At 62.0% G+C, this 12,882-nt stretch carries 11 protein-coding genes; 5 read left to right on the top strand and 6 right to left on the bottom strand.

All coding sequences use genetic code 11. The features are described from left to right. Positions 1-191: 191 nt before the first annotated feature. The 3 genes from hemL to J3P82_RS22670 are packed head-to-tail and all read right to left on the bottom strand — an operon-like array spanning position 192 to position 2,941. Entirely contained in the window at positions 192-1,475 is a 1,284-nt protein-coding gene (gene hemL, locus J3P82_RS22680; protein WP_186638667.1) for a glutamate-1-semialdehyde 2,1-aminomutase, read from the bottom strand. A 26-nt stretch (positions 1,476-1,501) separates the two neighbouring features. Further along, complete coding sequence (thiE, locus tag J3P82_RS22675; RefSeq protein WP_434558759.1) at positions 1,502-2,128, bottom strand: thiamine phosphate synthase; 627 nt, start codon at positions 2,126-2,128, stop codon at positions 1,502-1,504. Positions 2,129-2,143: 15 nt separating this feature from the next. Next, complete coding sequence (locus J3P82_RS22670) at positions 2,144-2,941, bottom strand: hydroxymethylpyrimidine/phosphomethylpyrimidine kinase (protein WP_434558758.1); 798 nt, start codon at positions 2,939-2,941, stop codon at positions 2,144-2,146. Between the two features lie 324 nt (positions 2,942-3,265). On the opposite strand from J3P82_RS22670, the gene J3P82_RS22665 reads away from it, so the two are divergent. From J3P82_RS22665 to J3P82_RS22650, 4 genes are all read left to right on the top strand, one after another. Continuing rightward, on the top strand, positions 3,266-5,650 hold the full coding sequence (locus tag J3P82_RS22665) for a 7TM diverse intracellular signaling domain-containing protein (protein WP_434558757.1): 2,385 nt from the start codon (positions 3,266-3,268) through the stop codon (positions 5,648-5,650). Between the two features lie 75 nt (positions 5,651-5,725). Continuing rightward, positions 5,726-7,375 carry an acyl-CoA dehydrogenase family protein gene (locus tag J3P82_RS22660; protein ID WP_434558756.1) on the top strand — a complete coding sequence of 550 codons (1,650 nt, stop codon included), beginning with the start codon at positions 5,726-5,728 and terminating at the stop codon, positions 7,373-7,375. A gap of 72 nt (positions 7,376-7,447) precedes the next feature. Continuing rightward, positions 7,448-8,947 carry an AMP nucleosidase gene (gene amn / locus J3P82_RS22655; RefSeq protein WP_434558755.1) on the top strand — a complete coding sequence of 500 codons (1,500 nt, stop codon included), beginning with the start codon at positions 7,448-7,450 and terminating at the stop codon, positions 8,945-8,947. A 149-nt stretch (positions 8,948-9,096) separates the two neighbouring features. Beyond that, entirely contained in the window at positions 9,097-9,663 is a 567-nt protein-coding gene (locus J3P82_RS22650) for a pseudouridine synthase (RefSeq protein ID WP_186638756.1), read from the top strand. Here the strand turns inward: J3P82_RS22650 and J3P82_RS22645 are convergent. The 3 genes from J3P82_RS22645 to J3P82_RS22635 all read right to left on the bottom strand — a co-directional run bounded on the left by J3P82_RS22645 (position 9,658) and on the right by J3P82_RS22635 (position 11,586). Beyond that, positions 9,658-9,867 (bottom strand): DUF2788 domain-containing protein, encoded by a 210-nt coding sequence (locus J3P82_RS22645; RefSeq protein ID WP_039594082.1) that lies wholly within the window; start codon positions 9,865-9,867, stop codon positions 9,658-9,660. The genes J3P82_RS22650 and J3P82_RS22645 overlap by 6 nt on opposite strands. 119 nt (positions 9,868-9,986) lie before the next feature. Next, positions 9,987-10,466, bottom strand: a complete 480-nt coding sequence (locus J3P82_RS22640; protein WP_135847313.1) for an Lrp/AsnC family transcriptional regulator — start codon at positions 10,464-10,466, stop codon at positions 9,987-9,989. Positions 10,467-10,803: 337 nt separating this feature from the next. Continuing rightward, entirely contained in the window at positions 10,804-11,586 is a 783-nt protein-coding gene (locus J3P82_RS22635; RefSeq protein ID WP_434563935.1) for a hypothetical protein, read from the bottom strand. Positions 11,587-11,870: 284 nt separating this feature from the next. Between J3P82_RS22635 and J3P82_RS22630 the strand changes: the two genes are divergently transcribed. Then, a complete protein-coding gene (locus tag J3P82_RS22630; RefSeq protein ID WP_434558754.1) occupies positions 11,871-12,851 on the top strand; it encodes a DUF6515 family protein in 981 nt (326 codons plus the stop codon). The last annotated feature ends 31 nt before the right edge of the window (positions 12,852-12,882 follow it).

Below are 12,882 nucleotides of genomic sequence, written 5' to 3'. Positions count from 1 at the left end.
CGTGGACCCACCGGGGGATCCAATAAGCGCGCATTATGAAATAAGCAGGGCCATCCTTACAAAGTCTTTACTCGTTTTTCTGCTGCGAGGGAACGGCGGCGGCCGCTTCTCGGGTAAATACGTAGGAAAAAGCGCTAGAGCTATCGGCAATCACTGACGCTGCTGTCAGCCAGCGTCAGTTATCCACAGGTTCACTTCAGCGCAGCAAAGGCCCGTTCGGCCGCATCAAGGGTGATCTTCAACTCCGCTTCACCATGGGCGATGGAGGTGAAGCCGGCTTCGAAGGCACTTGGCGCCAGATAGACGCCGCCGTCGAGCATCAAGTGGAAGAAGCGCTTGAATCGATCGGCGTCGCTGGCCATCACGTCGTCGAAGGTCACGATGTCATCGGCACCACTGAAATACAGGCCGAACATGCCACCGGCTTGGGTGGTCACGAACGGAATACCCGCCGCATCGGCGCGCACTTGCAGCCCATCGAGCAGGCGAGTGGTGAAGTCGGTGAGCTCGGCGTGGAAGCCTGGGCGGCTGATCAGGCGCAAGGTGGTCAGGCCCGCGGCCATGGCCAGCGGATTGCCCGACAGCGTGCCGGCCTGGTACACCGGCCCCAGCGGGGCGATGCATTCCATGATTGCGCGCTTGCCACCGAAGCAGCCCACCGGCATGCCGCCGCCGATGATCTTGCCAAAAGTGCTCAAGTCCGGCGTGACGCCGTAATGGGCTTGGGCGCCGCCGAGGGCAACGCGGAAACCGGTCATCACTTCGTCGAAAATCAACACCACGCCGTGTTGGTCGCACAGGCTGCGCAGGCCTTCGAGGAAACCTGGCGCCGGCGGTACGCAGTTCATGTTGCCGGCCACCGGTTCGACGATGATGCAAGCCACTTCCTGGCCGACCTCGCCGAGCATTTTCTCGACTTCTTCCAGGTCATTGAACGGCAGCGTCAACGTGTGCTTGGCGAATGCCGCCGGCACGCCCGCAGAGCTCGGCACGCCTTGGGTCAGCGCGCCGGAACCGGCCTTCACCAGCAAGCTGTCGGAATGGCCGTGGTAGCAGCCTTCGAATTTGATGATGCTGTCGCGGCCGGTATAGCCGCGCGCCAGGCGGATCGCACTCATGGTCGCCTCGGTGCCGGAGCTGACCATGCGCACCATCTCCATCGACGGCACGATAGAACAGACCAGGTCGGCCATCTCGGTTTCCATCGCGGTCGGGGCGCCGTAGGACAGCCCGTGTTGCAGCTGCTTGCGCACCGCGTCGAGCACGTCCGGATGACTGTGGCCGAGAATCATCGGACCCCACGAGCCCACGTAGTCCACGTAGCGCTTGTCGTCTTCGTCGGTGACGTACGCGCCTTCGGCGTGCTTGAAGAACAGCGGGGTGCCGCCGACGCTCTTGAATGCACGAACCGGAGAATTCACGCCGCCGGGGATGTGTTTTTGAGCATTGGCAAACAAGGTTTCGGAACGGGACATGGTAGTACTCTCGAAATCGGAAATGACTATTTGGTTTGCAGCAGGGCGTTGAAGGCGCGGGCGCGGCGTGTCACTTCAGCTGTGCTGTCGGCGCCGAACAGGCCGTGGACCACCGCGAGCAGATCGACCCCGTGAGCCACCAGCGGGGCGGCATTTTCCAGGGTGATGCCGCCGATGGCACACAGCGGTATATGCAGTTTGATGCGCGCCTGTTCGAGCAGTTCAAGGTTTGCCGCAGGCGCCCCGGGCTTGGTGTTGGAATTGAAGAAACGCCCGAACGCAACGTAGCTGGCGCCTTCGCGGACGGCCTGTTCAGCGAGCTCCAGGCTGGCGTGGCAGGTGGAGCCGACAATCGCCTTGTGCCCGAGTAACGCCCGCACCGGCGCCAATGGGCCATCGGTCTGGCCCAGGTGTACGCCGACGCCCAGGCGCGCGGCCAGTTCGGCGTCGTCGTTGATGATCAGTTGGGTCTTGTAGCGCTCGCACAAGTTGCGCAGCGCTTCGGCCTCTCGCAGACGCCGGGCTTCGTCGCTGCTTTTGTCGCGGTATTGCAGCAGCGTCACGCCGCCTTCCAGCGCTGCTTCTACATAGGCGAGGAATTTCCCGGCCAGCAACTGGCTGTCCGTCACGGCATAAAGGCCACGTAGTTTCATTCCACAGCTCCTGTGCTATGAGCAGAAATCCAGCGGCAGGCGACGCGGTACGAACTGGCCTTTGCCCAGTTGTTCGGCATCGCGCAGGGTGCGCCAGGTGTAGTCCAGCGCGGTCTTTACCGCGCTGGCGAGCTGTTCACCCTGAGCCAGCCGGCCGGCCAGGGCGCTGGCCAGGGTGCAGCCGGAACCGTGATAACTGCCAGGCAAGCGCTGGCAGGTGAAGGTCTCGCGGCGTCCGTCGCGGCTGTACAGGCGATTGTGGACTTCATGCTCGTCGCCGTGACCGCCAGTGATCAGCAGGTGCTTGACGAAGGGCAACAGTTTTTCGGCGCACTCATCGGCGCTGCCTTCGGGCAGCTCGGCGAGGATGCGCGCTTCCGGCAGGTTGGGCGTGGCAATGATCGCCAAGGGCAGCAGGCGCTCGCGCATGGCGTAGCCGACTTCATCCTTGCCCAGCCGTCCGCCACCGCCGGCGCGCAGCACCGGGTCGCAGACCATCGGCAAATGCGGGTGCGCCTGGAGCAGCTCGACCACGGTGTCGACCATTTCCAGTGAGCCGAGCATCCCCAGCTTGACCGCCGCGACGGGCGAATCGTTGAGCACGGCATTGGCTTGCGCCAGCACCCACTCACGATCGAGCACGCGGAAATCGGTCACGTTGACGGTGTCTTGCACGGTCAACGCGGTAACGGCCGGGGCGGCATGACATCCCTGGGCAAGCAGGGCTTCGATATCTGCCTGCAAGCCGGCGCCACCACTGGGATCGTGGCCGGAGAGACAGAGGACAACGGGGCGAGAGCTGTAGATATTCATGGTGCGCGAGCTTATCACCAAACCTCTTTTATCGGTGATCAAGCTCAGCGGGTTTTATGCTGGACTGCTTGTGTTGGTGCTTGTCCCTCCGCCACGTTCGACCGCCAGTCGCCGACCTGACCAGAGCAACAGCTCTATCTCAATGCTTTTACTCTGAAACGCCCGTTATAGAGCCTTCTGTGGGAAAGATTTCCATGGTGCAAATTGGCCATCAACGGCTATGCTAGGTATGGATCCAACCAATAACAGGTAATGCCGGTTTTACGTCTACTCAGGGAATGGGGGGCTTCCTGACTCAACCGGACAGGCCACGCTGGGGCTTAAATGCGCTATTTGCTGATGTTGCTGCTGTGCTTGCCCCCCTTGGCAAGTGCCCTCGAATTTGATGAGTTTACCCAAAGCCTGCCTCTGGGCCACGCCCTGCAGGTGTTTGAAGACTCCAGCGGCACGGCCTCCATCGAGGACGTCCTGGCCCAGGCTGCGGCGAGTCGTTTCAAATCCCATGACAAAGCCACGCTGAACGCAGGCTACTCACGGTCGGCGTTCTGGCTGAAAGTCGACTTGCATTATCGCCCTGGCAATCCGGCTGCCCAGCGAACCTGGCTGCTGGAGCTGGCGTATCCACCGCTGGATCACGTCGACCTGTACCTGCCCAATGACGCCGGAGCGTATCGCCTGGTTCGCCAGACGGGCGACGCGCTACCGTTCGCCAGCCGTGAGGTTCGCCAGAACAATTACTTGTTCAGCCTGGATTTTCAGCCTGATCAACGCCGGACCGTCTACCTGCGCCTGCAAAGCGAGGGTTCGATCCAGGCGCCGTTGACGCTGTGGTCGAGCACCGCTTATCTGGAACAACAGCCGGTGCGCTTGTACGTGCTGGGGATCATTTATGGCGTGCTGCTGGGAATGCTGGTCTACAACCTGTTCATTTACCTGAGCGTGCGCGACACCAGCTACCTTTATTACATCTTCTACATCGCCTCGTTCGGTCTGTATCAGCTCTCGGTCAACGGCGCGGCGGTCGAGTATTTCTGGCCGGACAACCCGTGGTGGGCCAACGCCGCGACACCGTTTTTCATTGGCTGCGCGGGCTTGTTTGGCAGCCAGTTCGCCCGCAGCTTCCTGCAAACCGCCGAACACAGCCGCTGGCTCGATCGATTGTTGCTGGTGCTGATTGCCTATAGCGCGGTGGTGGTCGGCTTGTCGCTGATGGCCAGCTATGCGTTGGCGCTGCGCCTGGCGACGGCGCTGGCGCTGGTGTTTACCGTCGTGATCTTCACCGCCGGGCTGTTTGCCTGGTGGCGAGGCCTGCGGGTGGCGCGTTATTTCATCATCGCCTGGTCGGCGTTTCTGCTGGGTGGCATCGTCAATACGATGATGGTGTTGGGTTATCTGCCGAACATTTTCCTGACCATGTACGCCAGCCAGATCGGCTCCGCCATCGAAGTGGCGCTGTTGTCCCTGGCGTTGGCGGACCGCATCAACGCGATGCGCGAGCAGCAGGCCCAGACGCTGTTCGACGCCAGTCAGAAGCTCGAAGTGCTCAATCAGCAACTGGCCCACGGCAACAAGCTCAAGGATGAATTCCTTGCCACGTTGACTCACGAGCTTCGCACGCCAATGAACGGTGTAATCGGCTCCCTGGAGCTGATGGAGACCGTGGAGATGAACGAGGAATTGACCCAATACCAGCAGACCGCCGCCGGTTCGGCGCGGGACATGATGCGCATGGTCAACGGCATCCTCACCCTCACCGAGTTGCAGGCCGGCAAGCTCAAGGTCTATCCGGCACCGTTCAGCCTGCGTGGGGTGATCGACGCCTTGCAGGTCCAGTTTGGTGCCAACGCAGCGGCCAAGGGCCTGGACTTCAGGGTGGACGTGAGCCCCGGCCTGGCGGATCGCCTCCTGGGCGACAGCGGCAAACTGGCCCAATGCCTGGAATGCCTGTTGGACAATGCCATCAAGTTCACCCGCGCAGGCGGCGTCGCGCTGCGAGTCACTGGCCGGCCGTCGGAGCTCGATCGGCTGGTGCTGTCTTTCGCCGTGATCGACACCGGCATCGGTTTTACCGACCTTGGCGAGGCAACTCTGTACCAGCGCTTCTTCCAGCTCGACGGCTCGATGACCCGCGAGTACGGCGGCCTCGGTGTGGGCCTGGCGATCTGTCGGCAATTGGTCGAGTTGCTCGGCGGACGTCTGGCCCACACCTCGGAACCGGGCCGCGGCAGTCGTTTCCAGCTGGACGTGGAATTCGACATGGCGCTGCCGGCGGCCGTCCCGACGCCTTTCTCATTCAATGGGCGCCGGGATTCTCGCCGGCCCCAGGATTGCACGGTATTGCTGGCGGACGACAACAACATTGATCAGTTGGTCATGCGCGGCATGTTGCTCAAGCTGGGCTATCGGGTGCGCACGGCTGACAGCGGTCGCGCAGCCTTGGACCTGCTACAGGGCGACAGCTATGACGCGGTGCTCCTCGATTGCCAACGGTCACCGCTGGACGGCGTGTCGCTCTGCTGCCAAGTCCGTGCGCTGTCCGGTTGCGAGGACTTGCCCGTGCTGGTGGTCAGCCCGAATATTGACCAGGAACGTTGCCCTTCGGGTGCCTTGATCGATTACTTGAGCAAACCGGTAAAGTTCGAGGTGCTCCAAGCCATCTTGCAACGGCGAGTGCTTGGTCCGAGACAAGGTGAAAGCGCCGATATTTAGGCGGATATGCCACTTTGATCGGTCAGGGGGCGGTGCTTAACTGAACCCCTGTTGGCCGACCGAAAGAGCCCCGTCATGAACCTGCATCAGTTCGCCGAAACCCACGACGTCACCAACCAGCCTCCCTCCCTGGACGGCGCCAACCTGTACCGCATCGATCTGCCGCTGCAAGAGTGGTCGCAGCGTTTCGGCGCCGGTTGGGCGCAGGCGCGGATCGATGCCTATGGTGCCTTGGCCGGCGGACCGTTGATGGAAGCGGGTTTCCAGGCCAACCAGAACAAACCGGTCTTTTCCAGTCACGACCGTTACGGCCATCGCATCGATCTGGTGGAGTTTCATCCCGCCTACCATCAGCTGATGCGCACCGCCGTCGAGCATGGCCTGCCCAGCTTGCCCTGGGCCCATCCGCAACCCGGCGCCCATGTCGCCCGTGCGTCGATGACCTATCTGCACAGCCAGGCCGAAGCCGGCACCGGCTGCCCGTTGACCATGACTTTCGCCAGTGTGCCCGCGCTGCGCCTGCAGCCGGATCTGGCCGAGCGTTGGCTGCCGAAAGTGCTCGCCACCGAATACGACCCGCGTAACGTTGGCATGGCCCATAAAGTCGGGGTCACGCTCGGCATGGCGATGACCGAAAAGCAGGGCGGCACCGACGTCAGGGCCAACACCACCAAGGCCTATCCGGTGGGTGCCAGCGGCCCGGGCCAGGCCTACGAGCTGGTGGGCCACAAATGGTTCTGTTCGGCGCCGATGTGCGATGCCTTCCTGACCCTGGCCCAGACCGACAAGGGCTTGACCTGTTTCCTGTTGCCGCGCCATCGCCCCGACGACACGCGCAATCAGTTCTACATCCAGCGCTTGAAAAACAAACTGGGTAACTGTTCCAACGCCTCCAGCGAAGTGGAGTTGCGCGGTGCCCTGGCCTGGATGGTCGGTGAAGAAGGCCGAGGCGTGCCGACCATCATCGAAATGGTCGCCATGACCCGCTTCGATTGCATGGTCGGCTCCAGCGCCCTGATGCGCCAGGCATTGACCCAGGCCAGTCATCATTGCGCGCACCGCAAGGTCGGTGGCAAGTTGTTGAGCGAACAGCCGCTGATGCAAAACGTGCTCGCCGACCTGGCGCTGGAAAGCGAAGCGGCGTTGGCCTTGAGCCTGCGCATGGGCCGGGCGTTGGACCATCTGAACGATGAGCACGAGGCCAAGTTCGCCCGGCTGGTGACGGCGGTGGGCAAGTACTGGATCTGCAAGCGCGCCCCCGCGATGATCAACGAAGCCGCCGAATGCATGGGCGGTGCCGGCTACGTTGAAGACAGCATCCTGCCGCGCCTTTACCGCGAAGCGCCGGTCAACTCGACGTGGGAAGGTTCTGGCAACGTGCAGTGCCTGGACGTGCTACGGGCCCTGTCCAAGGAACCGGGCGTGCTCGAAGTGCTGTTCAGCGAGTTGGGCGACGGCCACGGCGACAAGCGTCTGGCCGGGCATATCGACCAACTGCACGCGGCCTTCAAGGACACCGACGACATCCAATACCGCGCCCGGCAATTGACCGAAGACATCGCCGTCGGCCTGCAAGCCCGGCTGCTGCTCGAAGCGGGCAACAGTGACGTCAGCGATGCGTTCATCGCCAGTCGCCTTGGTTGTGGTGGCAGGGTCTACGGTGCACTGCCGCGTGGCTTGAATGTCGAGGCCATCGTCGCCCGGTCAACGCCGCAAGCGTTTTAGGCGCCACCGTGACGCTGTTAAGTGATAGCGCCCAATACGCCACTGTTCCCGTCGGACCACGATGCAGGCAAGATGAAGGCCTGCAAGTCAGAACACAGGAAGCTGATCGTGACCGAAGCGTTTATTGTCGTTCAAACCGCCGAGCAAGCCGTGGACCGGCTGGCGGCCCTGCACGAGCGTGCGACCACCGCGCTGAACCAGGCGCTCAAGCGCTACCTCAAGGACCGCATCGAGCCGGACGTCGAACAGCGGGCGTTGTTTCGCTACCCGGCCCTGCGCCTGACCTACCACTGCCATGGCGAAGTCCCGCAGACCACGCGCGCCTACGCCAAGGTTCAGTTGCCCGGCACCTACAGCGTCACCGTCACGCACCCGGCCGCGTTTCGCAAATATCTGCTGGAACAGCTGGTTCCGCTGATGCATGACTTTACCGTCACTGTCGAGGTGGGCGTCAGCGAGCAGAACATTCCTTATCCGTACGTGGTGGAGCAGGGCGATGAGCTGGCCGGTTCGGGCGTGACCGCCGCCGTGCTGGCGCGGGTTTTTCCCAGCACCGACTTGTCGGCCGCCACCGATGGCATCGCCGATGGCTTGTACGACTGGGAGAACACCGACCCGTTGCCCTTGGCCCTGTTCGACGCCGCGCGGGTGGATTTTTCCTTGCGCCGACTGGTGCATTACACCGGCAGCGACTGGCGCCATGTGCAGCCGTGGATCCTGCTGACCAACTATCACCGCTATGTGGACCAGTTCATCGTCCATGGCCTGGAGCAGTTGCGCAGCGACCCGCGTTTCGTGCGTATGGTCCTGCCGGGCAACGTCATCATTGACAAGAACATGGACCACGGCGAAGCGTCTGCCATCGCCGCTGGCGTGGTCTGGCACCGCTACCAGATGCCGGCGTATCACTTGCTGGCCAGCGACGGCCACGGCGTGACCCTGGTGAATATCGGCGTCGGCCCGTCCAACGCCAAGAACATCACCGACCACCTGGCCGTGCTGCGCCCGCATTGCTGGTTGATGATCGGCCACTGCGGCGGGCTGCGGCAGTCCCAGACCATCGGCGACTACGTGCTGGCCCACGCCTACATGCGTCGCGATGGCATTCTCGACCGCGTGGTGCCGCCGAATATTCCGATTCCGGCCTTGGCCGAAGTGCAAATGGCCTTGCAACAAGCGGCGGCCAACGTCACCGGGGAAAAGGGCGACGAACTGAAGAAACGCCTGCGCACCGGCACCGTGCTGACCTACGACGACCGCAACTGGGAACTGCGCTGGGCCCAGGAACGTCCGTTGATCAATTTGTCCCGCGCCGTGGCGGTGGACATGGAAAGCGGCACCATCGCTGCCCAGGGTTACCGTCTGCGGGTGCCTTATGGCACGTTGCTTTGCGTCTCGGACAAACCTTTGCACAGCGAGATCAAGCTGCCCGGTTCGGCCAACGCGTTCTATGAGCGAGCGGTCAACCAGCACCTCAAGATCGGGATCGCGGCGCTGGATCTATTGCGCAACGAACTCAACTCGTTGCACTCGCGCAAACTGCGCAGCTTCGACGAGCCGCCGTTCCGCTGATGCTGTTCTCAATGGTGGTTATTTAACGGTCGGGCCACTAGCATGGTCGGCCCTGACCGTTAGATGATGTCGTTGCCGCCATGCCCCGTCCTCCACGCCCTGCCTCCCATCGTCCTGGCGCGAAGCTTCCAGCCGCAGCGCCGCGCCGTGTGGCCAAGGCCCCGCCGGCCGAGCCGAAGCTGATCCTGTTCAACAAACCCTTCGATGTCCTGACGCAGTTCAGCGACGGCGAAGGGCGGGCGACCCTCAAGGATTTTATCGACGTGCCCGGCATCTATCCGGCCGGGCGCCTGGATCGCGACAGCGAAGGCCTGTTGCTACTGACCAACGATGGACAATTGCAGGCGCGTATTGCCGACCCCAAGCATAAGTTGGCCAAGACCTATTGGGTGCAAGTGGAGGGCGAACCCAGCGCCGAACAGTTGCAGCGCCTGCGCGACGGCGTGGAGTTGAACGACGGCATGACGTTGCCGGCGCAGGCCCGCCAACTGGACGAGCCGCAATTGTGGCCGCGCAACCCGCCGGTGCGCTTTCGCAAAAGCGTGCCGACGAGTTGGCTGGAGCTGGTCATCCGTGAGGGACGCAACCGCCAGGTGCGGCGCATGACCGCGGCGGTCGGCTTGCCGACGTTGCGCCTGGTGCGGGTCAGGATCGGCGACTGGACGATCGAAGGGCTTGATCAGGGCCAGTGGAAGGAAGTGCCGGCGCGCTTATAACGTGCCGGATTCGATCAGGCCGATCACCACGCTCTTGATGATGAAGGCTGCCACGCCAAGGCCCAGTACAAAAAACAGAATGAACGAGCCAAAACGCCCTGCCTTGGATTTCTTCGCCAGGTCCCAAACGATAAAACCCATGAAAATGATCAGGATGCTGACCAGGCCGGTCATCATCCACTCTTCGAAAACAGCAGGATCCATCGGGGCACTCCGGCGTGGGCGGGATTGAAAAGGCGGGCCGAGTATACGGCATGGGGCCGGGGTGCAGGACTGGCCTGCGGCGGTGTGTCGCAGCTGTTCATCGCTCGCCACAAAAGCGGTCAGCTTCGCAGATGCGTCAACGGCAGTTCGGTGCTGTTGAGCACCTGGTTCAGCACAAAACTCGAACGCACGCTGGTGACGCCATCGATCCGCGTCAGGTGCCCCAGCAACAGTTTCTGGTAATGGTCCATGTCCGGCACGACTACCTTGAGCTGGTAGTCCGCGTCCATGCCGGTCACCAAGCTGCATTCCAATACTTGCGGTAGATTACGTATCGCGGCTTCGAAGTTTTCGAAACGCTCGGGGGTGTGGCGGTCCATGCCGATCAGTACGTAGGCGGTCAGGCTCAGCCCGAGCATCTTGCGATCGAGCAGGGCGACCTGGCGGGAGATGTAGCCGTCGTCCTCCAATTGCTTGACCCGCCGCGAGCAGGGGGAGGGCGACAAGCCGATGCGTTCGGCCAGTTCCTGGTTGGAGATGCGCGCGTCGCGCTGCAATTCCGCCAGAATGCTCAGGTCGTAACGGTCGAGTTTGCTCATTGAGCGGGCCTTTATCTGGTTAATTGCGGAAGATTATCCATCCAGGGGTAAAAATTGCGCAAGTAGTGTTTATTCAAGCAATCTTCGCAATCATCCGTCGGCGCCCCAGGCCTATGCTTACCACCAAGATCACTGCTCGGACAAACAGTCCAGTGCAGCCCGCCCAATCCGGCCGGCTGCGGTCGCAGTACCCACCGGTACTGGCAGACCCCCGAGCTGCACACTGTCCAGAAGACGGCGTGAGGTGAGCCGACGTCATAAGCGTCGCGCACGGACTAGATTCTCAAGGGGAGGCCGACGGGCCTCCCTTTTTTATAGGCGCAGGAATTTGCTTCGGCTAGGGCACGTCATATCCGCAAGAACGCAGGCGTTGGCGGTTCAGGCGTTTGTCTGGATAGTCGGCGCGCCAGTTCAGCTTTTGGTCAAAGCGGGATTTGACGTGGGCGCAGGCGGCCTTGATTCTTGTGTCGGCCTCGGCCAGCGCAATGTCGGACAGCCGATTGATTTTCAGGCTTTGGAAAAAGGGTAGAAGAAAGGCTTCATCCAGATCATAGCCCTTGGTCCCCTCGGGCAAGCGTTGGCCGGCCCTGACCGAGAACGGTTGTTTCAGGCCACTCTGGTTTTCCCAGCACCAGTATTGGATGTCCTCTTCCCATTCCCCCGTCGGGCTGTGCCACATGTCGTAGAAGCGCAGGCATTGCATGCCTTGCCGGGTGACCCAGTCGATCTGATCGGGGCGCGGCTCGTTCTGGCTGATGTCCATCAGGTCCAGTTTGTTTTGCAGGAACTGCTCGGGAGAATAGAGCGTCCCTTCGTCCTTGCCGTCAAGCAGGCTTTCAACGGTTATCCAGCGCGATGAGGCCAGCACTACCAGGTCGCCAGAGCGAAAGCTGCCAGAGGCGCTCGCTGACTGAATGTCGCGCACCTTGTCGTAGTTGAAGCCGCTTTGGATGGTGCCGCACGGGGGGCGCCTCAACGGCCCGGGCAAGTCATATGAGAAGCGCGGGCTGAGGGTCACTCGTTGTTCTCCCACTTCACACAACATGCGGCTTAGCCGCCGATCATCTTCATAGACCAACGGTACGGGTGCGCAACCCCACAGGACTATGGACAGTAGCATCAGGGCCACAAGACGGATCCTCGTGGCGAGGCACCGCATGAGGGGCCCCTGACCCCATCTGGATGGAATTGTCATGCCTTCACTCCCTTGATTGGCTCATTGCGACAGAGGCCGGCAGTCGTTACGGGTGAATGTAAGTTCCTGTCGTCCGGCGAATCGATAGCCATGTTAGAGGAAAACCTTCAGTAGCCTGCGAATAAACCCCGTGGCTGATAACCTGTCGCAGAACCGGCCTGGGCTTTTCCAGTCTCATCATCAGGCCCCGAACCGTTGTGAGGAATTTCATGAAGTCGCGCATCTGGCGTTTGGCAGGTGTTGGTCTGTTGTGGGCAAGTGTCAGTGCGCAGGGAATAGCCGACGATCAGCAAAACCGTGGCGGCCCGGACGGGCGCGGCGGCAGCGGCCAGGGTTACTCGGGCCAGCCGCGTCCGCAGAGCAACGAGATCATTCGGGGCGACAACAGCCGTCAGTTCGAGGTCAAGCCGCAGAACCCAGGCGGGCAGCACTACGATCGGCCACCCCAGGATCCTAACGCCCACGGTCGCCCGCCGCAGCAGCAACCCGGCAATAACCTGCCGATCCAGGGCCGGCCCGATAACGTGACCCAGACTCGCGAGCCGCAACCGGGCTACTACCGCGATATTCCCCGTCGCAACGATGGCTACCCGAACCCACGCCCCGGCCATGACGGCCGTCCCGACCAGCAATGGCCCGGTCGGCCGGGCGGGCATGGCAACGGCTGGGGGCCTGGGCCGCAGTATCGCCCGGGTTATGTAATCGACCGATTCCCGGATCGCAACTACCGCGTGCCTTATCGCGGCCACGATTATTTCTACTCCGGCGGTTATTGGTATCGTCCGCAAGGACCGCGTTATGTCGTGGTGCAGCCGCCACGGGGCATTCGCACCCGCTACCTGCCCGATTATGCCCGCGAGGTCTGGATCGGCAGCTCGCTGTTCTTCCTCGCGGCCGGCGCCTATTACATCTACGAAGCCAATACCCAGGATTACGTCGTGGTCGAGGCACCGGTCGCCAACCCGCAGCCGCAACCCCAGGGCAACAGCTTTGATGTGGTGGCTTATCCGGCCAACGGCCAGTCTCCCGAGCAGGTCAACCAGGACGGTTATGATTGCTATCGCTGGGCGGTGCAGCAAAGCAGTTTCGATCCGCGCAACTACACCTACCCGCCGGCGCCTGAAGTGGTACAGACCTATCGGCAAGCGCAAGGGCGCTGCTTGAGCAGTCGTGGGTATCGGGTTCAATAGCAGCGACAAGCTTCAAGCTTCAAGCTTCAAG

The sequence above is a fragment of the Pseudomonas sp. Z4-20 genome (genome assembly GCF_051131955.1).
GTDB lineage: Bacteria > Pseudomonadota > Gammaproteobacteria > Pseudomonadales > Pseudomonadaceae > Aquipseudomonas > Aquipseudomonas marvdashtae.
This window is presented reverse-complemented; position numbering and strand designations above follow the sequence as displayed.